The 21,194-nt window shown below is 43.7% G+C and carries 19 protein-coding genes; 1 reads left to right on the top strand and 18 read right to left on the bottom strand.

Annotated features, from left to right (window positions below; genetic code table 11):
* Positions 1 to 8: 8 nt before the first annotated feature.
* The 18 genes from murB to QZ995_RS21200 all read right to left on the bottom strand — a co-directional run bounded on the left by murB (position 9) and on the right by QZ995_RS21200 (position 20,270).
* Positions 9 to 914, bottom strand: a complete 906-nt coding sequence (gene murB / locus QZ995_RS21285) for a UDP-N-acetylmuramate dehydrogenase (RefSeq protein ID WP_301811502.1) — start codon at positions 912 to 914, stop codon at positions 9 to 11.
* 99 nt (positions 915 to 1,013) lie between these two features.
* Positions 1,014 to 2,114: an undecaprenyldiphospho-muramoylpentapeptide beta-N-acetylglucosaminyltransferase gene (gene murG / locus QZ995_RS21280; RefSeq protein ID WP_301811498.1), complete on the bottom strand. Its 1,101-nt coding sequence runs from the start codon at positions 2,112 to 2,114 to the stop codon at positions 1,014 to 1,016.
* Between the two features lie 30 nt (positions 2,115 to 2,144).
* Positions 2,145 to 3,236: a stage V sporulation protein E gene (spoVE, locus tag QZ995_RS21275; protein ID WP_301811496.1), complete on the bottom strand. Its 1,092-nt coding sequence runs from the start codon at positions 3,234 to 3,236 to the stop codon at positions 2,145 to 2,147.
* A gap of 67 nt (positions 3,237 to 3,303) precedes the next feature.
* Positions 3,304 to 4,677, bottom strand: coding sequence for a UDP-N-acetylmuramoyl-L-alanine--D-glutamate ligase (gene murD / locus QZ995_RS21270; RefSeq protein ID WP_301811494.1), 1,374 nt, complete (start codon positions 4,675 to 4,677; stop codon positions 3,304 to 3,306).
* Between the two features lies 1 nt (position 4,678).
* A complete protein-coding gene (gene mraY, locus QZ995_RS21265) occupies positions 4,679 to 5,644 on the bottom strand; it encodes a phospho-N-acetylmuramoyl-pentapeptide-transferase (RefSeq protein ID WP_301811491.1) in 966 nt (321 codons plus the stop codon).
* Positions 5,645 to 5,691: 47 nt separating this feature from the next.
* On the bottom strand, positions 5,692 to 7,170 hold the full coding sequence (locus QZ995_RS21260; RefSeq protein WP_301811488.1) for a UDP-N-acetylmuramoyl-L-alanyl-D-glutamate--2,6-diaminopimelate ligase: 1,479 nt from the start codon (positions 7,168 to 7,170) through the stop codon (positions 5,692 to 5,694).
* Between the two features lie 117 nt (positions 7,171 to 7,287).
* On the bottom strand, positions 7,288 to 9,210 hold the full coding sequence (locus tag QZ995_RS21255) for a stage V sporulation protein D (RefSeq protein ID WP_301811485.1): 1,923 nt from the start codon (positions 9,208 to 9,210) through the stop codon (positions 7,288 to 7,290).
* 71 nt (positions 9,211 to 9,281) lie between these two features.
* Positions 9,282 to 11,525 carry a PASTA domain-containing penicillin-binding protein gene (locus tag QZ995_RS21250; protein ID WP_301811483.1) on the bottom strand — a complete coding sequence of 748 codons (2,244 nt, stop codon included), beginning with the start codon at positions 11,523 to 11,525 and terminating at the stop codon, positions 9,282 to 9,284.
* A 62-nt stretch (positions 11,526 to 11,587) separates the two neighbouring features.
* Positions 11,588 to 12,016: a cell division protein FtsL gene (gene ftsL / locus QZ995_RS21245; RefSeq protein WP_064018253.1), complete on the bottom strand. Its 429-nt coding sequence runs from the start codon at positions 12,014 to 12,016 to the stop codon at positions 11,588 to 11,590.
* 61 nt (positions 12,017 to 12,077) lie between these two features.
* Positions 12,078 to 13,010 (bottom strand): 16S rRNA (cytosine(1402)-N(4))-methyltransferase RsmH, encoded by a 933-nt coding sequence (gene rsmH, locus QZ995_RS21240; RefSeq protein ID WP_301811476.1) that lies wholly within the window; start codon positions 13,008 to 13,010, stop codon positions 12,078 to 12,080.
* A gap of 20 nt (positions 13,011 to 13,030) precedes the next feature.
* Positions 13,031 to 13,462 carry a division/cell wall cluster transcriptional repressor MraZ gene (gene mraZ / locus QZ995_RS21235; RefSeq protein ID WP_301811548.1) on the bottom strand — a complete coding sequence of 144 codons (432 nt, stop codon included), beginning with the start codon at positions 13,460 to 13,462 and terminating at the stop codon, positions 13,031 to 13,033.
* Positions 13,463 to 13,611: 149 nt separating this feature from the next.
* Entirely contained in the window at positions 13,612 to 14,871 is a 1,260-nt protein-coding gene (locus QZ995_RS21230; RefSeq protein ID WP_301811473.1) for an adenosylhomocysteinase, read from the bottom strand.
* A gap of 112 nt (positions 14,872 to 14,983) precedes the next feature.
* Complete coding sequence (locus tag QZ995_RS21225; RefSeq protein WP_301811471.1) at positions 14,984 to 16,090, bottom strand: YheC/YheD family protein; 1,107 nt, start codon at positions 16,088 to 16,090, stop codon at positions 14,984 to 14,986.
* Between the two features lie 99 nt (positions 16,091 to 16,189).
* The gene (locus tag QZ995_RS21220; RefSeq protein WP_301811467.1) at positions 16,190 to 16,441 is read right to left on the bottom strand and encodes a hypothetical protein; all 252 of its coding nucleotides are present in this window, start codon (positions 16,439 to 16,441) and stop codon (positions 16,190 to 16,192) included.
* A gap of 150 nt (positions 16,442 to 16,591) precedes the next feature.
* Positions 16,592 to 18,217 (bottom strand): bacillithiol biosynthesis cysteine-adding enzyme BshC, encoded by a 1,626-nt coding sequence (gene bshC / locus QZ995_RS21215; RefSeq protein WP_301811463.1) that lies wholly within the window; start codon positions 18,215 to 18,217, stop codon positions 16,592 to 16,594.
* Between the two features lie 119 nt (positions 18,218 to 18,336).
* Complete coding sequence (locus QZ995_RS21210; protein ID WP_301811461.1) at positions 18,337 to 18,894, bottom strand: helix-turn-helix domain-containing protein; 558 nt, start codon at positions 18,892 to 18,894, stop codon at positions 18,337 to 18,339.
* A gap of 18 nt (positions 18,895 to 18,912) precedes the next feature.
* Positions 18,913 to 19,323 carry a DUF3397 family protein gene (locus QZ995_RS21205; protein ID WP_301811459.1) on the bottom strand — a complete coding sequence of 137 codons (411 nt, stop codon included), beginning with the start codon at positions 19,321 to 19,323 and terminating at the stop codon, positions 18,913 to 18,915.
* Positions 19,324 to 19,328: 5 nt separating this feature from the next.
* The gene (locus tag QZ995_RS21200) at positions 19,329 to 20,270 is read right to left on the bottom strand and encodes a ketopantoate reductase family protein (RefSeq protein WP_301811457.1); all 942 of its coding nucleotides are present in this window, start codon (positions 20,268 to 20,270) and stop codon (positions 19,329 to 19,331) included.
* Between the two features lie 147 nt (positions 20,271 to 20,417).
* Here QZ995_RS21200 and QZ995_RS21195 point away from each other — a divergent pair, with 147 nt between their 5' ends.
* A complete protein-coding gene (locus QZ995_RS21195) occupies positions 20,418 to 21,140 on the top strand; it encodes a TIGR00266 family protein (protein ID WP_301811456.1) in 723 nt (240 codons plus the stop codon).
* Positions 21,141 to 21,194: the final 54 nt, after the last annotated feature.

Raw genomic sequence — 21,194 nt, 5'->3', positions numbered from 1 at the left:
CCTCCGTGTTACCCCTCGCCAATCACCAAAACCTCTGTATGCAAATCTACGTTAAAATTTTTCAGTACCGTAGCACGAGCATGCTCAATTAAGGTGAGGACGTCGGTCGCCGTGGCCCCTCCTCGATTTACGATGAAGTTAGCATGCATCTCTGATATTTGAGCTCCCCCAATGGTAAAGCCTTTTAGCCCTGACGCTTCAATCAGACGTCCTGCATGATCTCCAGGCGGATTACGGAACACGCTCCCCGCACAAGGCGAGTTGAAAGGTTGCGTACTGAGCCGACGATCTTTAAACTTTGCTAGCGACGTAGCAATCTCTCTGCGGTCACCTGTCTGTAATTGAAGAGTAGCTTCGATAACGATACCCTTGCGTTGCTGCAATAGGGATGTGCGGTAGCTAAACTGCATCTCTTCCTTGCTAACTATCTTCGTCTCTCCATCGTTGAAAAGGATTTCGGCACTTGTTAGAATACGTGAAAGATCAGATCCATGCGCCCCGGCATTCATGTAGACAGCTCCTCCAACAGATCCAGGAATCCCGCCTGCAAATTCTAATCCAGTCAAGCCCTGCTTTCCTGCCTCTACTGCTAAGCGTACCATAGAGTACCCTGCACCAACACACACCGTTTCTCCCTGAAATTCGCAGTGGCTTAAACCCTGAGCCACCTTAAACACGGCCCCACGTATCCCTCCATCCCTCACTAGAAGGTTGGAACCGCGTCCAATAACAGTCCAGGGAATTTCATGTTGATGGATAATTTGAACCGCTCGAATGAGCGCTTCTTTATCTGTAGGCTGGATCATCAGGTCTGCCGGCCCCCCTATTCGCCATGTTGTATGCTTGGCGAGAGGTTCTTCAACCCATACCTTTCCAACATTTGCTTGTTCTAATGCTTCTGCTACATGCTTCATAAGAACCTCCTGACACAAATGCTAGGTCGGAACTTTTTCAATCACGCGTTTGCTCTCATACTATGCGCATTTCCGATCTAGCGTGACAAACGCCTATTATTAGCGATTTACTGCTTTTACTATCTGTTGATAAAGATTACTTGCAGCTTCCGGCATCCCTAATGAGAGTGATGCTTTTTGCATATTGCTCCACTTTTGTTCATCTGTCAACATGCTATGAAGCGTGGACATCAATTTCTCTGAGGTCAACTCTTTTTCGACGATAACCGCTGCTGCACCAGCTCTTTCTAGGCCTCGTGCATTTTTCTCCTGATGGTTATTGGTTACATACGGAGATGGAATGAGAATTGACGGAATACCAAGCGCCGTAATCTCCGCTAAAAAGGAAGCCCCAGCTCGATTGATGATGACATGCGTTGCTGCAAGCAGATCCGGCATATGATCGACGTATGGAACCAGCGTAAAGTTGCTTGGCCGGTTTGTCATTTTATCAATACGTTCCTTTATCGATTCATAATGCACAGCACCTGTTACATAGACAAAGTGACAGTCAGGATACGTATGAAACTGAGCCAGTGATGCAAGCGTTACCTCATTGATCGCTTTAGCACCTCGACTTCCTCCCACAACAAGCACGATCTTTTTGTCATTTGGTAGCCCTAGCATGCTTCTCCCTTTGCTAGGATCGCTATGTATGACTTCCGTAGCCCGCGGATTACCAATAAAGCTTGTTTTTTTCTGTGGAAAAAACGGCAACGACTCCTCAAATGAGACTGCTACCTGCTTCACATAACGCGATAAAAATTTATTTGTAATACCGGGTACAATATTTTGTTCATGAATAATTGTCGGAATACCAAGCTTAGCTGCGGCATACACAACAGGGCCACAGACATAACCTCCTGTACCGATCACCACATCCGGTTTAAATTCTTTTAGCATCCGTTTTGAATCAGATACCGCACGTATAAACTTCAGGATTGTGCGCACATTATCAAAAGAGAGTTTTCGCTTAAAGCCTGCTATCTCTACTGCTTGAAAGGGAATGTTAAATTTAGGAACAATCGTGGATTCCAACCCTTTATGGGTACCAATATACAAAAAGGCAGCTTGCGGTTCATGACGCAAAATTTCTTTTGCAACCGCAAGCGCCGGATAGATGTGCCCTCCAGTTCCTCCCCCTGTTAACACGACTCTCATAATATCACCCATCTCTTTTTATGTTATCTGTCATCTGGAAAAGCGGGAGATGTTTAGCAGGATGCCTACCTGTGTTAGCATGAGCGTCAACGAGGAGCCACCGTAACTTAAAAATGGCAAGGTAATACCCGTTACAGGAAACATCCCCGTTACAACGCCTACATTAATCGTTACTTGGATGCCGATCATGCCGATGATAGCTAGAGCAAGCAAATTCCCAAACAGATCAGGAGCAGTAATCGCTACTCGCATGCCTCGCCATAACAGCAACAAGAATAATAGGAGTACCAGCGTCCCACCAACAAAGCCTAACTCCTCAGAAATAATGGAGAAAATAAAGTCATTATACGGCTCCGGTAAGTAGGAAAACTTTTGCCTGCTCTCTCCCAATCCAAGTCCTAACAGACCTCCTGGCCCAATTGCATATAATGACTGAATGATTTGATAGCCCGAACCTAATGGGTCCGACCATGGATCAAGAAAGGAAGTAATCCGGGCCATTCGATATGGTGCTGACAGAATTAGTCCGACAAAACCAATAATGCCAATCATCCCCAACCCGACAAAATGGCTTATTCTTGCCCCTGAGGCAAAAATCATTAGAATTGCCATCCCCATCAACACACTTCCAGTCCCTAAATCAGGTTGTAACATAATCAACCCGAAACATGCAACTGGGATTATCAACGCAGGAAACAGTCCTTTTTTAAAGTAAACAATATCCTTTTGATTATCCGATAGCCATCTAGCTAAAAAAGCCGCAACCCCAAATTTAGCAAATTCCCCGGGCTGAATGCCGAAGGACCCAAATCCAAGCCAACTTTTTGAACCATTAACCTCTCGACCAATAATCAAAACCACCACGAGCAACGCCAGACTTACGATAAATCCGGCCTTGGCCCATTTCTTCCATACCCAATAGTCAATATTCATCATCACATACATGGAAACGATCCCCAATATCGCGAAGATGATCTGCCGCTTGGTAAAAAAGTACGGGTCTTGGAATTTGTGCTGGGCAAATACGGCACTGGCGCTGTAAACCATCACAATCCCTATTCCTAGCAGGAGAAGGGTGACAAAAATAATAACAAAATCAGGGGCAGAACGTACTTTACTCATCGCAAGCCATCCTTTCGTACATCGTCCCTTTGCTATCATTTTTGTCTGAGCTTACAAAGGGACAGGTTTATATAGGCTTGTTTTTAAGTTTATGCACGCTATCCTTAAACATGCTCCCTCTTACTTCATAGGAAGGAAACATATCCCAACTAGCACAAGCCGGGCTTAACAAGACCACGTCGTTCGCTTCCGCGATAGCCGCTGCTTGTTTAACAGCACTATCAACAGTATCGACGGCAAAACGAAGTTCAATTCCTGCTTCTTCGGCTCTTTTCTGTAAAATGGGAGATGTTTGCCCGTAAGTGATAATTGCTTTTACTTTGTTTTTTAATGGTGAAACTAATTCAGCAAAATCTACACCCCGGTCAAGTCCGCCAGCGATAAGGACAACCGGCTCCTCAAATGCCTCAATTCCACGAATAGCAGCTTCGGAGTTAGTAGCTTTTGAATTGTTGTAATATTTTACACCGTCAATCATATCGACATATTCTAAACGATGTTCAACACCGCTAAAACTGCGTAATACATGCTTCATTGCATCGTAGTCTGCTCCGGCTAATTTACTCATTACGATAGCAGCTAGAGCATTTTCCTGATTAAATTCCCCGGGCAATGAGATTTCGGTAGCTTTCATAATCTCGTCTAGCTTGCCATCCTCATTTTTAAAGTAGACAATGCCATCTTTGATAAAAGCGCCACAAGGAACCTCTTGCTTAATACTTACATAGAAGACTTTTGCTCGAATGTTTTGGCAAACCTTCATCACGGGTTCATGATCATATGGCAGAACTGCATAATCCTCTTCCGTCTGATTGGCAAAAATTTTACACTTTGCCTTAGTGTACTCCTCAAACGAATGATGATAATCCAGATGGGCTGGATACAGATTTAAGATCGTAGCAATATGAGGACGGAATGTATCAGTTCCCATTAATTGAAAGCTACTTAATTCAGCCACTAAATACTGATCCGGCTTCATCTCTTCCGCCAAACTACATAACACCGTGCCAATATTTCCACCAACGATAGCATCCACAGAAGCTGCATGCAAAATAAGTCCTACTAAGGTAGTCGTCGTCGTTTTTCCATTTGAGCCAGTAATACCGATTAATGGTGCTTTGGACAAACGATAGGCCAGCTCTACTTCTGTAATCACTGGTATAGACTTGGCTAATGCCTGTTGGACTGGTTTTGATTCATAAGGAATCCCAGGATTTTTCACCACTAAAGCTACATCCTTGGAGATGAGATCATCCGGATGTCCACCCGTAATCACTTTTACCCCCAGCTCTTCCAGCTCTTCATATCCAGTAGCTTCCTCACGCGTTTTTTGATCATTTACGATGACAATAGCACCAAAACGGTGTAACAGTTTTGCAACCGCCACACCGCTTTTCGCCAGACCTAATACAACAACGAGCTTCCCTCTATACATATCCATGTTAACGTATCACCTCTAAATAAACACCTAATCCGGCAAATAGAATGCCTACAAGCCAAAATGTTACCACCACACGCCATTCAGACCAGCCAGTCAGCTCAAAATGATGGTGTAAGGGGCTCATACGGAAAACGCGTTTTCCGCGAGTTTTAAAAGATATAACTTGAATAATAACGGATAGTGTTTCAATGACAAAAACAATTCCGATAATCGCCAGCAGCAACTCTGTTTTGGTCATGATCGCTATCCCTGCCAGCGCTCCCCCCAGGGCAAGCGAGCCAGTGTCACCCATAAATACCCGTGCCGGATGAGCATTAAACACGAGAAAGCCTAGGACAGAGCCAACAACCGCTGCACTGAAGATAGCCGTATCCATATTCGATGCATTCCAAGCAATAATCGCATAGGCTCCAAAAGCAATGGCACTTGTACCTGCCAGCAATCCATCCAGGCCATCTGTAAGATTAACAGCGTTTGTACTTCCCACAAGTAAAAAAACAAGGAAAGGGAAATAGAACAGTCCCAGATCAATTCCTAAAGATGTTCCTGGAATGGTCAGCGTTGTTGGATGATTCATCTGCAATAGCAAATAGTAAGCACCAATCGCTAACAGGATTTGACCTAAGAACTTTTGCTTCGCAGTTAAGCCTAAATTATGTTTTCTTTTAATTTTAATAAAGTCATCAAGAAAACCAATAAGTCCGTATCCAAACGTAACAACAATCAAAAACAACAGCTCCGTGTTCCACTTCGAAAATTTTAACACGGTTAATAGGAGAGCCATGGCAATGATGGTTCCCCCCATAGTAGGTGTTCCCGCTTTTTTCTGGTGAGATTGGGGGCCTTCTTCACGAATGCTTTGACCAAACTTTAATCGGCGAAGCATAGGGATAAACAGCGGACCAATTAAAACGGCAATGAGAAAGGCTGCAATGATTGTTATAAATAAGACATTATCAAATGGCATGCCCCTACCTCCTTTCTTGCATAGTAGCTAATGAGTAGTCATGAGTGTTACTTACTTTTCTGTTCATGGATAGCTTCCTTTGCTACTTCCCGATCATCAAACGGAAAGATCTCACCTTTACTTTCTTGATAGGTTTCATGCCCTTTTCCTGCTATGAGGACACAGTCCCCCGGCTTTGCCTGCGAAATAGCGTGGAAAATGGCTTCACGTCGATTCACAATTGCCGTAAAGCGTTTTTGATCGACGTTCTGGATACCACCTACCATATCAGCCAAGATGGCTTCTGGCTCCTCAAAACGAGGGTTATCTGAGGTTAAGACGCTATAATCAGCGTATTTCGTTGCGATCTGAGCCATAATTGGACGTTTTGTACGATCTCGATTTCCACCACAGCCCGCCACACAGATAAGTTGCCCTGAGACAAATTCCTTAGCTGTTACCAGTGCATTTTCTAAGCTGTCCGGCGTATGGGAATAGTCAACGATTACGGCATAATCCTGTCCAAGCGACACAGGTTCAAAACGCCCGTCTACCCCTGGAATCTCCTCTAAGCTTTTGATAATAGCCGCCAGCGGAACTCCTTCAACAAGGGTAGCTGCAATGGCTGCTAATGCATTATATACATTAAACTTGCCCATTAATTTCATATTTACTGTTGCTTCTCCAGCAAAGCTCTGCACGGTAAAGCTAGTTCCAGCAGATGTAACACGGATAGATACAGCTCTCACATCCGCTGGCTGATCTATTCCATATGTAAGCACACGAGCTGGTGTTACATGAGCAAAATACTTCGATACCTCATCATCTGCATTTAAAATCGCTGTTTTGAGCGATTGTTGATCATAGCTATTTCCTAATTGAGCAAATAACAGTGATTTTGCCTGACGATAATTGTCAAATGTCTTATGATAATCTAAATGATCCTGCGTCATGTTCGTAAAAATCGCTGTATGATAATCACAGCCATGTACACGTCCCATATCAAGAGCGTGTGAGGAAACCTCCATTATGGCATAATCCGTATGAATATCCAACATTCGGCGGAAACTAGACTGTAGATCAATAATATCTGGTGTCGTATTTTTCACCTTTTCAATTTGATCACCAATACGCATGTGGATTGTTCCAATCAAGCCCGTCTTTTTCTGCTGATCGGTTAAAATTCTATCAATCAAATGTGTCGTCGTCGTCTTTCCATTGGTTCCTGTAACGCCGATCAATTTTAGCTTCTGTGATGGAGAGCCGAAAAACCGATCCGCTAAGAATGCCATTGCCCGCCTTGAATCTGGTACGATGACAACTGTTTTGTCCACCTCGATTTCATGCTCAGCTATAATGGCGATTGCTCCCTTTTCCGCCGCTTGGGCTGCAAATTCATGACCGTCTACAGTAAAACCAGACAGACAGATGAATAAGTCCCCGGGCTTAACATTACGCGAGTCAGCCGTTATGCCTGTGATAACAACCTGGTCATCACCCTTAACATGACTGACTAGCAAAGGAGCAAGTAACTCCCTTAACAACATACAATGGCACCCCAATCTCCAACTAGTATAGACAAAAGATGTTTCTTTTCAAAAGTAGAAATGCGATAAGAAGGGGAGATAAAAAGCTATCTCCCTCTACGAACATCTATTGTATAGCTAATTGGCCGTTTTGTCACCAAGGTAGACGCGAATTTTTGAGCCTTCCTCCACCTTTATTCCTGGTTTTGGAGACTGTTTAATCACATGAGTTCCCTTTCCAGAAACTTCTAATGGCATTGTATAGTATGAATTTGCAATTTCTTTGATGGCCATTCCTATTAAATTGGGCACCTCCACATACTTTTTATCTCCGTAAGCAATCTCCCGCTCAATATCGCTAGGGCGTTTTTCTATATTGAGGTAAGGCAGACTGGATTCTAACACATTTTTGACAACAGGGGCTGCGATCGTACCTCCAAATGCTTGTGCTTTTGGATTATCAACAGCTACGTACACGATAATCTGCGGGTCATCTGCAGGAGCAAATCCAATAAACGATACAATATATTCATTCGCTGCATAACGTCCATTGACGGATTTTTGGGCAGTACCCGTTTTTCCGCCAACCCGATAGCCTTCAATATAGGCATTATGCCCGGTTCCGCGAGAAACAACGCTTTCTAATGCGCTGCGCACCTGTTTAGATGTTTCCTCGGAAATAACCTGACGCACCTGAGTGGGTATTGTACGAGCGACAATATCGTGCGTTACACTATCCCTCCACTCTTTGGCAATGTAAGGCTTCATTAGCTTACCGCCGTTGATTGCCGCTGAGACGGCTGCCATCTGCTGAATCGGAGTTACTGAGACCCCCTGCCCAAATGATGTCGTGCCTAATTCAACAGGCCCAACACGGCTTAATTTAAACAAGATTCCATTTGACTCTCCAATTAAATCAACGCCGGTTTTTTGTCCAAAACCAAAATTTTTGATATATTCAAACAACCTTTCTTTTCCAAGACGTTGCCCCATCGCCACAAACCCGGGGTTACAGGAGTTCTCTACTACTTCTAGCATCGTTTCTGAACCATGCCCTTGCCTCTTCCAGCAACGTAAGAATGTCCCAGCTACATTTATATGACCTGGATCGAAAAAGCTTTCTTTCAAATCAACAACTTTTTCATTTAAGGACGCTGCTAATGTAACGATTTTAAATGTGGAACCTGGTTCGTACGTTTTCCAGATTGGTAAATTACGATTATAAATATCTGGTGCAAACTCTAAATAACGATCCGGATTATAGGTAGGTCTGCTAGCCATTCCTAGAATCTCGCCGGTTTTTGGATTCATTGCTATTGACAGAATATCATCTGGCTGATAAGCCACCATCGCCTGATCCAGTTCACGCTCAATAAAGGTCTGAATTTGTTTATCAATGGTTAGGTACATATCCATCCCATTAACGGGTGACACATACTTCTCCGCGTGTCCAGGCATAGCCCGCCCACCCGCATCTGCAGGAAAGGATACATGACCTGGCGTACCCGTCAATATTTTATCATACATCTTTTCCAACCCAGTTAGACCTTGATTATCAATTCCCGTAAAACCAAGCACCTGCGCTAAGAAGGAACCATTTGGGTAGAAGCGTTTTGAATCGTCTGCCACTTTTACTCCCGGCAGGGCAAGAGCTTGTATTTCCTTCGCTTTTTCCTGTGTTATTTTTCGTCCGCCTGGAACTCGTACAATCATTTGAGAACGTTTGCTTATTTCAGTAAGAATCTTTTGCTCTGGCTGCCCTAAAATAATGGCGAGCTTCTTAGCTGTCTCTTCAGGATTTTTTATTTGCGCCGGTATGGCCATCACGGAGGGAACCGTTGTATTTTTCACCAAATCCTCACCATGTCGGTCTTTGATGTTACCTCGTTTTGCTTCAAATTTGACATTGCGGCTCCATAGGTCATTAGCTTCATCCTGCAACCATTGTCCTTGCACTAATTGAATGTAGCCAAGCCGAGAAACCATCGCCATAAACAAGAATATTCCCACCACGAGTGCGATGAATATGCGCCGACGAACGGTAACATTGGAAACCCGCATACAGCAAACACTCCTCCCTGCCAATAAGGTTTGTCTTTTCCTACCCTATTCGCCAAAGAGGAGTGTTAGAACTACTTGTCTACAGACACATATGCTGGAGACAGCTTCACTTGAATCGTCTCTTTTCCTGTCAGGATTGTACCTGCTTCTACGTTTTGTTCCACTACATATCCGCTGCCAGTAGCGCTTACTGCAATATTTAGCAAATTGCCATACTCTAGTACTTCCCGCAACGATTTCCCCTTGAAATCAGGCATTTTCATTGAGGCTTTGCCATCGGAGGCGAGCAGTATAGTCGTGGTACTGCCTACTTTTTCATACGGGGCTGGAATTTGATTAATTACATTGGTTCCCTGCCCAACTACTTCTACCTTAAAACCAGCCTGCTTCGCCCGTTCCTTCGCTTCCTTTAACGGGATGCCTGTAAGCTGAGGTACAGTGGATTCTTGCAGCCGTTTTTCCTCCACCACAGTAGCTTGAGCAGCCAAGGCACTTCGATCTGGCTTCTCCTGCAAATACTGCAAGCTTTTCTCCATAATTGCTTGGAACATCGGCGCAACTACATCCCTACTAGCTGTTGAATAGGATGCCCCGCCGCCTGGATCATCGACTACAATATAAACAACCAGTCTCGGATTCTCTACGGGAGCGAATCCAATAAAGGAGTAAATATATTTATTATCAATGATTTTTCCTCGCTCGTTATACTTCTGTGCTGTACCGGTTTTCCCAGCCACGCTAAAATTCTGCAATTTAAAGTTACGCCCAGTCGCTCCTGACTTTATATCGCCATCAACAACTGTCTGCAAAATCTTGCGTGCTTCACGTGCCGTTGCCTCTGAGATCGGACGTCCAACCTCTTTAGGCTGATACCGCTCGATTACCTGACCCGTCCGAGGATCGATACGCTCTTTTACAATGAGCGGTTGCATTAATTTACCACCGTTTGCAATAGCGGCTACAGCCATGACCTGCTGGATCGGTGTTACCGTTACCCCTTGTCCAATCGGAGTAACAGCCAAGTCACGCGGTGAAAATTTATTAAACTTTTCAACGTTAGTTAAGTTCCCTTTTTCTTCTGCAGGTAACTGAATCTTTGTCTTTTCCCCAAAACCAAACGCTTTAAAATAATGCTCAAGCTTAGATTGTCCCAGCTTTTCGTAACCTAGCATAGCAAATAATACGTTACTGGAGCGTTGCACACCATTTAAATAGCTAATCGTGCCCCATCCAACACGATTATGATCATAGATCGCCGCTCCAGTCTTCCACGCCTTATAATGTCCTGATTTAAAGGTCCAATTGGAATTAAACACACCCTCTTGAATAGCAGCAGCGAGCGTAACAATCTTAAAGGTTGAACCCGGTTCAAACGTATAGCTCACACCGAAATTCATATAATTGACGATAGATCGGTAATTGTTAGGATCATGCTGCGGACGATTGGCCATCGCGAGGATTTCACCCGTATTCGGATCAGATACAATTACTGACATCCCTTTTGGGTGGAATGCCGCATCTGTTTTATCTAATGCCTCTTCTACGTATGTTTGTATCTGATCGTCAAGGGTAAGCATGATATTTTGACCATCTTTTGCAGCTTTAAATTCTGTTTGCCCATCTGGCAGCGGATAGCCTAGCGCATCCTTCACCATCTTTAGAGTGCCTTCTTCACCCTTCAATTGATCCTTAAATTGTCGTTCAATCCCCATTACAGGTATTCCTTCAGCATTGAGAAATCCTAAGACATGAGCGGCGAATTTCCCCTTTGGGTAGAAGCGCTTGGTGGTTTCTGAGATTTTGATCCCGGGTAATTGATTTTGCTTGGATTTAACCCCCTTTTCATCAAGAGGGTATTGCATAGCTACGATTTTTTCCTTTTGTTCCAAGCTTATTTTGGAGGCTTCTGGCCCTAAATTAACCCATATTGCATTCGGATTCTTAGTGAGACGTTCCAAAATTTTGGACTGCGGTTCATTTATCACGGTAGCTAGTTTCATCGCCGTCATCACGGGGTCCTTTACATAATCATCCGTGTCATTTTGACCATTTGCCAATTTCTTAGGACGCACCTGGGCTTCCACTAGATAGGCCCGACCCTCAAAAGCTAGAACTTCCCCATTTCGATCCAGAACGCTCCCGCGTTTCGGATTTAAGGTCATATCACGATTCCACTGCCCCTTACCTTGATCCATAATCCAGTTAGCGTTTACCACCTGTACCCACCACAAGCGTAGAGTCAAAAGTATAAAACCAAGAAAAATTCCCATTCCCACAAGTAAAATTCGCTTGTTCATTCGCTTTTTTGTTGTCACGAGCCTCTCCCTCTTCCTCTCTGACAAAAAAGAAAATGCTACTCCTTGTTGCTCGAGTAACATTATTGGACTTTTTCGGTTTGTTTGGTTTTTTCGTCTTTTTTGTTATCCTTACTTTCTTCCATAGAAATGCCACCCATATTGCGGACTGATTTCATATCAAGGACCATTCCCATTTTTTCTGCTTCGATTCCAATACGCTTGGGATTGCTCATTTCATCCACTTTTAACTGCATCGATTCATTCTCGCCCTTGATTTTGGCGATCTCTTTTGTCAATACCTGAATCTGATAGTTATTTTGCGAAATCTGATTATAACGGAAGCCTATAATGCTTGTAGCAATGACTAAAGCAAAGATGAGCAACAAATACATCAACTTTTCACTTGTGGGTACCCCGGGTCTGATCTTAACAGTACGCTTCATCTTTTTCGGAGATGGAGAACGTCTATTTACTTCATATGCCAAATTCCCACGGGAATAATAACTCAACTTAGTCCCCCCCTACTAAGTATAACTGGCTTCCTTCTAGGTGTTCATTTATACTAATGTGTTATTTCTTCTCAGCAATACGCAATTTAGCGGATCTGGCACGTGGGTTATCCGCAAGCTCCTCTTCAGACGGCAGCAACGGCTTTCTTGTGATAATCTTAACAATCGGTTCATTACCGCAAACACATTGCGGGAACCCAGGCGGGCATGTACAGCCTTGCGCTTTTTCCAAAAAAGCATGCTTACAAATACGATCCTCTAAGGAATGGAAAGTAATGACGCTCACTCTGCCACCCGGACGCAAAATGTCAATGGCATCTGAAACCGCCGTCTTAAACACATGTAATTCATCGTTTACGGCAATGCGAATGGCTTGGAAGGTTCTCTTCGCCGGATGAGGTCCTGTGCGGCGAGCCGGAGCTGGGATAGCTTCCTTAATAATTTCGACAAGCTGTCCTGTTGTTTCAATCGGCGCTTTTTCACGATGCAGAATGATTTGCCGGGCAATCTTCCGGGCAAACTTCTCTTCGCCATACTCAAAAATGATTTTGGATAGCTCAGCTTCCTCCCACTCATTTACAATGTCATAAGCAGATAAGTCGGCTTGCTGATCCATTCGCATATCCAGCGGGGCATCACCATTGTAGCTAAACCCACGCTCTTCTACATCTAACTGAGGAGAAGATACACCCAGATCAAACAAAACGCCATCTACGCCATCAAGACCTAAGTCTTGCACGACATCCTTTAAATAGCGGAAGTTACTTTTCACCAAAGTCACTTTATCTTGATACGCCTGTAGTTTTTCCTTGGCGTTTGCAAGTGCTACATCATCTTGATCAATGGCAATTAATCTGCCCTGATCACCTAGCTTTGAAGCAATTAAAGCACTGTGTCCTGCTCCTCCTAAGGTGCAATCCACATATATTCCATCAGGACGAATATGTAATCCTTCTACGGCTTCCTGTAATAATACGGTAACATGGTGAAACAAAATGACGTCACTCCCGAGTTCTACAAATTAAAATCAACGAGCTTTTCAGCAATCTCGCCAAAAGACTGCTCTTGTTCCAAAGAATACGCATCCCACTCTGTCTTGCTCCAAATTTCCATGCGATTCTGCACGCCAATAATAACACATTCTTTCTGTAAACGGCCGTGTTCTCGCAAATGGGGCGGTATATTTACCCTTCCCTGCTTGTCCCACTCACATTCAGTAGCACCAGAAAAGAAAAAACGGGTAAAGGCCCGAGCGTCGGCTTTGGTAAATGGCAGAGATTTGAGTTTTTCTGTTAACGCCTTCCACTCTTCCATCGGGTAGACGAATAAACAACAATCAAGGCCGCGGGTTACAACAAAGGACGAGCCCAGCATATCACGGAATTTAACCGGGATTGTCAGACGGTTCTTGTCATCGATGTTATGCTGATACTCACCCATGAACATTCCAACTTCCCCACTTTCCTTCCGAGAGACACCACTCTCCCCCACTTTTCCCCACTTCTTGCCTCTTCTTATTATAGAAAAAAAACCTGCCGTTTGTCAGCAGGTTTTTTTCTTCATTTTTTGATGCCATATCCCAGCGAATTTCTTACCTATTCGACCCAGCTTTCTAGGTATTCTTTTTGCTCTGGCGTTAATTTGTCGATATTCTTTCCAAGCGCTTCCAATTTATAGCGAGCCACTGTTTCATCTAGCTCATACGGTACGTTTAATACCTTTTTACCGATTGCCTCATAGTTCTTGCTAACATATTCAAGTCCTACTGCCTGCAAAGCAAAGGTCATATCCATAATTTCAGCAGGATGTCCATCACCTGCAGCCAGGTTCACAAGACGGCCTTCCGCTAACAGATAGATTTTACGCCCATTTTGCAGGACAAATTCTTCGATGTCTTTACGCACAACACGTTTGCTTGTCGATATATCGTTTAGCTCTACTTTGTTCACTTCGACATCAAAGTGGCCAGCATTAGATAAAATAGCTCCATCCTTCATGCTTTCAAAGTGAGCTTTGCGGATAATGTCGCGATTACCCGTTACTGTAACGAAATAATCACCAAGCTTAGCTGCCTCATCCATCGACATTACTTCAAAGCCGTCCATGTATGCTTCTACAGCTTTAATTGCGTCAATTTCTGTCACGATAACCTTTGCACCCAAACCTTTTGCGCGCATCGCTACACCCTTACCGCACCAGCCATAGCCCGCTACGACTACAGTTTTACCAGCGACAACCAGGTTTGTTGTACGATTGATTCCATCAAATACGGATTGACCTGTACCATAACGATTGTCAAACAGATACTTGCAATAAGCATCGTTAACAGCTACCATCGGGAATTCAAGCTTCCCTTCTTTTTCAAGAGCACGCAAGCGCAGAATACCAGTAGTGGTTTCTTCCGCTCCACCTTTTACATTCTCTAATAGATCACGGCGCTCTCCATGTAAAAGTGTTACAAGGTCCCCACCGTCGTCAATTAGAAAATCAGGACGAGTTTCCAGCGTTTTAATGAGAAGTTCTTTATACTCTTCTTCGGATGGATTGTATTTAGCAAATACGCGGATACCATCTTCCACCAAAGCAGCGCATACATCATCTTGTGTTGACAAAGGATTAGATCCGGTAATCGTAACTTCAGCACCGCCTGCTTGAATCACTTTTGCCAGATAAGCTGTTTTCGCTTCCAAATGAAGGGAGATTGCCACTTTTTTACCAGCGAATGGTTTTTCCTGTTCAAAGCGTTCTCTAATTCGGTTTAACACCGGCATATGTTCCTTTACCCAATCAATCTTTAAATGGCCGTTAGGTGCCAGGGCCATGTCTTTTACGATGCTTTCTTGAACCATTGTCATTTGCTAAAAACCCTCCTTCTGTAAATGTGAACCCGTCTTCTTTTATATCATACCACATAGGTAGGAATTACATCACCTTTTTATGCTGAATTTTTGTGCAGTTTACCATACTCTATGATCCAGACTCCAATATTTGTTGTTCTTTCAGTAAATACAGCGCATATTGAATAGGACGAATTACTGCCTTCCGATAGACATTGTTTCGTTTCAATTTTCGGAAAATGTCGCGTCCAGGCTTCGGATTAATTTCAATTAAATAAGGTCGACCTGATACATCAATTCCTACATCTAATCCCAATTCAACCATGCGTCCATAGTAAGATTCCACCGCTTCAGCTGTTTGATGGGCGAGCGAGTAACAGTTGTGTATAATCTTGGTTGCCATAGATTCACCAAAACAGTCCGTAAGCACTTTTCGCGCATCTTTTGCTAGCCCTCCCCCATGTAGATTTGAGGTAGAGCTTTTCACTCCGCCTATGCGCATGCCAAGACCTGTTACTTCCCACTCTCCTGATTCCGTCTTTTGAATAAGAATGCGGGTGTCAACGGTTCGACCTGGTATCAAGTCAAGCTGCAGACCTTGTTGAATAAGAAAAATCTCTTCGCCCAGTCTCTCTGTTTTTACCCATTCCTTTACATAATGATGAAGTTCAGCCCGAGTCTTTACCTTGTGACTCACCTTATTTAGATGCAGTCCTCTTCCCAATAAATCATAACCGGAAGAGGTCTTTTTGATACGCAGGATACTGCGACCCGCCGTTCCCTGAGCTGGCTTTACATAAATCAGCGGGTACTTTTGCAGCATGTTGCTCAATACTTCCTTGTCATAGGCAAACGTCTCCGGCAACCATGGCTGCATAGAGGGCTGCTGATTTAACACCTGATATACATTCCACTTGGAACTGAACCGACTATTGGCATAGGTAAACAACGGACGTTTGCGGAAAGCAAGATAGTCCTTATGCTGAGGCTTCGGATAATACCGGTAGCGGTCGATTACGATATCAGGCCAATCAAACATTTTACTTTTCCAAGTCTTATCAGGTCCAGGAACGAATCCTTTGATTTGGCGTTTTGATTCAAATACATCATTTGGTGAAAACAAAAACACAGTCGCTCCAAGCTTTTCTCCCTCTGTTAGCAAATGACGAAAAAATAACGGTTCACCAAAGCGTTTACCATTTCTATACGTTAAAATTCCGATTCGTTTCTTCTGCACTGTCAGTTACACCTCTTTTGCAGGTTTTGCAGGTTATAATGGCAGTGTATGATGTAATATACGATAGGTTCGCACAGCCTATCCATTTATTTGTGGAGGTCACTTGAATAGCTTCTGCTTCATTAGATCAATATGACGAACGCCTTTTAAAAATTTCTGCTCCGTTATCTTATCTTGTTCGTATAACCACTCCATATAATTCTGCAACGATAAAAGATCAACCCAGGCCAGTTTTGAATATGGGTTTTGGTCAGGGACTTCGCCTGTGACATCTCCATTATAGATGGCCTCTGCTAGTTGAGTTTCACGCAATCCTACTTTATTTGCAATTTGATGCAACACTACTTTCATACTTACCTCCCGGACAAGCGATAGATTTGGGGTGATTCTACAACACAGCCTACCTTGTTTGCAAGCGCAGAATCCAGGATATCCGTTTTTATAACAAAAACAGCGCCCTATATGCTAGAACGCTGTTTTTTTCTATTTCATAGATCATAGTTATAAATAGACAACTTGATGGGACCCGTCACGCTCGAAGTCCGCATTCAGCAATCGATCCACTAAATCTGGGCCAAAACGATTCAGGTACGTAAAAATAGGATATACCCGTTCCTGCCAGCTACCCTGCGGTGCGATCGATTGCTCCAGACGCACTATTCGCTCCACTTCCACTTGATGTTTTCGAAGAACGGCTTCTTCCGTGCGGCTTTGCATAAAGGTAACATCCTGCACCAGCCGTTCTACATTTTTTTGAGCCAATTGAGCTAAACCCTTATCATATGCGATTACATCTTTCAGCAGGTCACGATAGCGCATTTCAAGTTCTTGTTTCTTCTGCTCAAAGCGCTGAGCAAACCCGCGATCATCCAGTGATTGCAGCCACTTCTCTTTCCAATCCGCAAATCCGCTAAGCAACGTCTCATAGCTAATCTGCTTTTGCTCTCTGATTTTCTCTAAAGCCCCCTCCATCAACGTGATCGAAGTTCGTTTCAAGACAATCGGTAGCTCATAGCCAAATGCAGCAAAGTATTTTTTAAAGTATGCCCAATAAGCCACTTCCCCAGGGCCTCCTACAAAAGCCAAGGTCGGCAGTAAATGCTCCTGCATCAAGGGACGTGTCACTACATTGGCGCTAAAGCGTTCTGGGGAGACGTGTAAAATAGCCAGCAATTCTGCTTGTGTATAAACCTTGCCCCCATCCTTGCTCTGAAACCCGCCTTCGACCCGCTCCATTAACAAGCGCTCCTTTTGTTCATAGAAAAAGAAATTCGCCTGCTGTGGGTGAATGTCCAGTTGTTCAGGATAACCGGACTCTTTCAGGTCTGCCTGCGCCTGTAGCAATGCCTCATTCAATTCCTGATTTTCTCGAATGATTCGTTCAAAAACAGGCTGCTCAAGCTGACGGACAGTAGGTAAGGAGGATTCAATGAATACCAATCCATGTGCACCAAACAGCCGCGCCATCAATTGTGCAAACCAGTCCACTAATGTATGCGAGCGTTGCGCGGTCTCTTCTAAACAACATCGGATTGTCTCGCTATAGTCTGTCTCTGCCTCTTCTGCAAAGAAATTCTCAATGACTCGCAGCATATCTGCTTGTTCCACTTTCATATCTGTAGCGGAGTGCTTCTTGATATGCTTTGCCTTTATTTTTACTTTGCGAAGCTCCTTCTTTTGCGTCAGTTGATAAAAATGATTGATTTCTTCCCAATCATGGTCTTCTCCAGCAATCCAGAACACCGGGATCACCGATACCCCCAATTGCGCTGACTTCTGCTTTGCTAATTGAATCACGTCAATTGCTTTATAAATGGTATAAAGAGGCCCGGTAAGCAGCCCGGCTTGTTGTCCAGCTACCACGACTAAGGAATCGTGTTCACGAAGCTTCTCTATCATTTGCAAAGCTACCTCATGATTTCTAATCTCTTTGTTATAGGAATAGAGAGCATCTGCCAAGAGATTGCGATGCGGATAGCGTTTTTTAGACACATAATGCATGCGGGAAACATACGATTGAGGATCATAGGGAGCATATGTAAAAAAGGAGAGAGCTTTGGGGCTTTCCTTTAGAAAATCGTTTTGAAATGAATTTGCTGTTGGTACATAACATTTTATCGTTTTCATTCGTCTCCTACTTTCGCCCTTTCAAATTGTTATTATAAATTATAGCACGGGCGGGCAAGCACGAAAAACAGGACCCCTCCCGTGAAGTGTCCTGCAAGTTTATTTTTTATCATCCATTTTTAAAACCGAGGCGAAGAGACGGACCAAATTGCAACGGTTAGCCCATCACTCACGTTAGAAACCGTATGCAATTGTGCCTTGTCAAAATAGATGCTGTCGCCTGTTTCTAATTGATACTCATCCTCTGTCAATTTGACCTGCAACTGACCCTCGATTACGACAAGACACTCTTCTCCCTCATGAGAGACAAACACATCCTTCGCCTGCTCACCGGGCTGCAGCCGCACCTCCATGACAGCGAGCTTGGAAGCGCCGCCTCCTGATAACAACGAATACGTACCAGTGGAATCAGGAAACACCATAAGTCTGCGCTTATCCTTACGCACCACATGAATATGACTTTGCTCCACATCCTCAAAAAAGTGAATCAGCGGTGCTTCAAGCGCTTTGGTAATGCGCCATAAAGATTCCAAAGATGGTTGAGAGATTCCTCTTTCTACTTGACTTAATAAGCCTTTGCTTAAACCAGTTTTTGAGGCCATAACTTCCAAGGTATATCCTTTTTCCTTACGAACGGCCCTAATTTTGTTTCCAATTAGCTCTATGGGTAACGTCATCCTATGCACCAACCTTCGTTACATGATAGACAAACCAACATGCGCGGCCTCCATCGTTTTATAGATGCCGGTTGAAAAAAGACAGAAATAGGTAAACATGAACAAAATAAAGGAAATTCGCCAGGTAGCAGAACCTATTTTTTTCCACGACACCCTTCCGCGCACCTTCATTTGTAGATAGAACAGCATTCCTGCCAAGCCAAGAAGAAACAATAGAATTAGTATCCAAGCAGAAACCGCTTCAGGCCATAACTCTTTATAGATCTGAGCGACCGAAATAGCTAAAAAAATATTCGTAATATTCACAGACCAAACAACAGCTTTTTTTTGCTGTTTTTTCCAAAAAAATACTGTGAAGAACGTGATTATGAAAGCTACGAAAGGAAAAATTGTTACTACACCCCAAAAATTTTTAAAGAGAAAGAGCAATGGACTTATCCCCTTTGGGCCATCAAGCCTGCTTTGAGGAGAGTAGCTTTGTATACTGCCTCCTGGTGTGGTGTTGCTATTTGAAGCTCTCTTCCTTGCTTTACAATATAGCCATTGATTGCTTCAATCTCCAATGGACGACAGTTCAGCAGGTCCTGTAGCATCGAAGAATAATTTCTGGATGTATTTCGGCAAATTTGTACAATTTCCTGCCAACTTGATTCGTCAATTTTTTGCCCATGTAAGGATGCGACTTCTTTTGCCTCTGCGAATAGCCTTTTCATAAGAACCATTGTCTCTTCAGATTCAAGCAACGCACCGTTCGGAATTTCAAACAGAGTGGTCAGTGGATTAATAACAGCATTCGCCATTAATTTTCGCCACATCACCCCATAAATGTCAAAAACATACTTGATGGTAAGCCCAGCTATCTCTCCCACAGACAGGAACGCTTCGATTACTGGATCTAAGGGAAGAGCCTTTTGTTCTTGTCCAATTATGGAACCTACCTGCCAAGTCCCCTTACCCGTATGCTCCACCTCCGTGTAAGAGTGTCGTCGAGCCCCTTCCGTATGAACACCAAAATAAATCTGGTTAAGAGCTAGCACCTCCTTCAGATGATCGTCGTGACCCATACCGTTTTGCACAGCAAGGACGCGTGCACTCGGATCAAGTTTCCGTAAAACAGGCAATACTTCAGTAAGACTTGTCTGTTTGACCGCTAACACATAGAGATCAGCTTTCGGAAGGTCACCCTCCATCGAGACGGCTTGTATGTGAATTCGTTTCTGTTCGCCTTGTAAAGAGTGCAATAGTAGACCGTGTTTTGTTAGTTCATCCGCTTGCTGTCGCGTACGTGTGATTACCTGCACCTGTGAACCTGCTAGACACAATCTGGCAGCCAACAATAATCCAACAGACCCGCCGCCAATGATTGCGATATTCATAATACTCCCAACCTTTATCAAAGAAGTTAGACATAATCAGCATAACAAATATTCGCGGGGCGGAAAATGCCTTCGATAAAATTTTTGTGGAATGTTTCTGAAAACTACCTTATAATCCCGTTGAAATCATCTAAAGGTGGGTAACATATGGAATATCATATTATGGGTTCTACCATGCAGGCTCTTCAATTCAACTTGCAACCCGGCGAGAGGCTGTTTACTGAATCGGGTTCTATGATTTGGATGAGCGAAAATATAAAAATGGACACCAGCTTTAAAGGCGGCATGCTCAAATCTCTCGGGCGCGCCTTCGCTGGAGAATCATTAACATTCACATTTTTTGAAGCCTTACATACGCCAGGAATGATTGCCTTTGCACCTGCAGCTCCCGGCAAAATAATTCCAGTAACAATTCATCCAGGAAACGAGATTATCGCCCAAAAGCATGCCTTTTTGGTAGGAACAGAAAACATTGACGTCTCCATTCATTTCCAAAAGAAATTAGGCACAGGCTTTTTTGGTGGCGAAGGCTTCATCATGCAGCGTCTAAGCGGTCGCGGAATGGTCTTTTTAGAGCTGGACGGCGAAGTAGCTGAGATGAATCTGCAGCATGGAGAGGTCATAAAGGTGGACACAGCCCATGTCGCAGCCTACGAATCCTCTGTAGATATGAGCATCGAACGTGTAAAAGGCATTAAAAATATCATTTTTGGCGGAGAAGGTTTATTTTTAACAACCTTGCGTGGTCCAGGTAAAATTTGGCTACAAACCATGACTATCGCCGGATTGGCAGGTAAAATAGCAGCTAACATGGGAAAGTCCGGTAACGGCGGGATGATTAACGGAATTGGAGATTTATTTAAAGATTAACTTCCGTCGTTATATAACCAACGCAGGAAAGGGACTCCTTACCACGGAGTCCCT

The sequence above is a fragment of the Brevibacillus laterosporus genome, from assembly GCF_030489605.1.
GTDB classification, from domain to species: Bacteria; Bacillota; Bacilli; order Brevibacillales; family Brevibacillaceae; genus Brevibacillus_B; species Brevibacillus_B laterosporus_E.
Note: the sequence above shows the minus strand (reverse complement) of the source record. Positions and strands in the feature narration are given on the sequence as shown.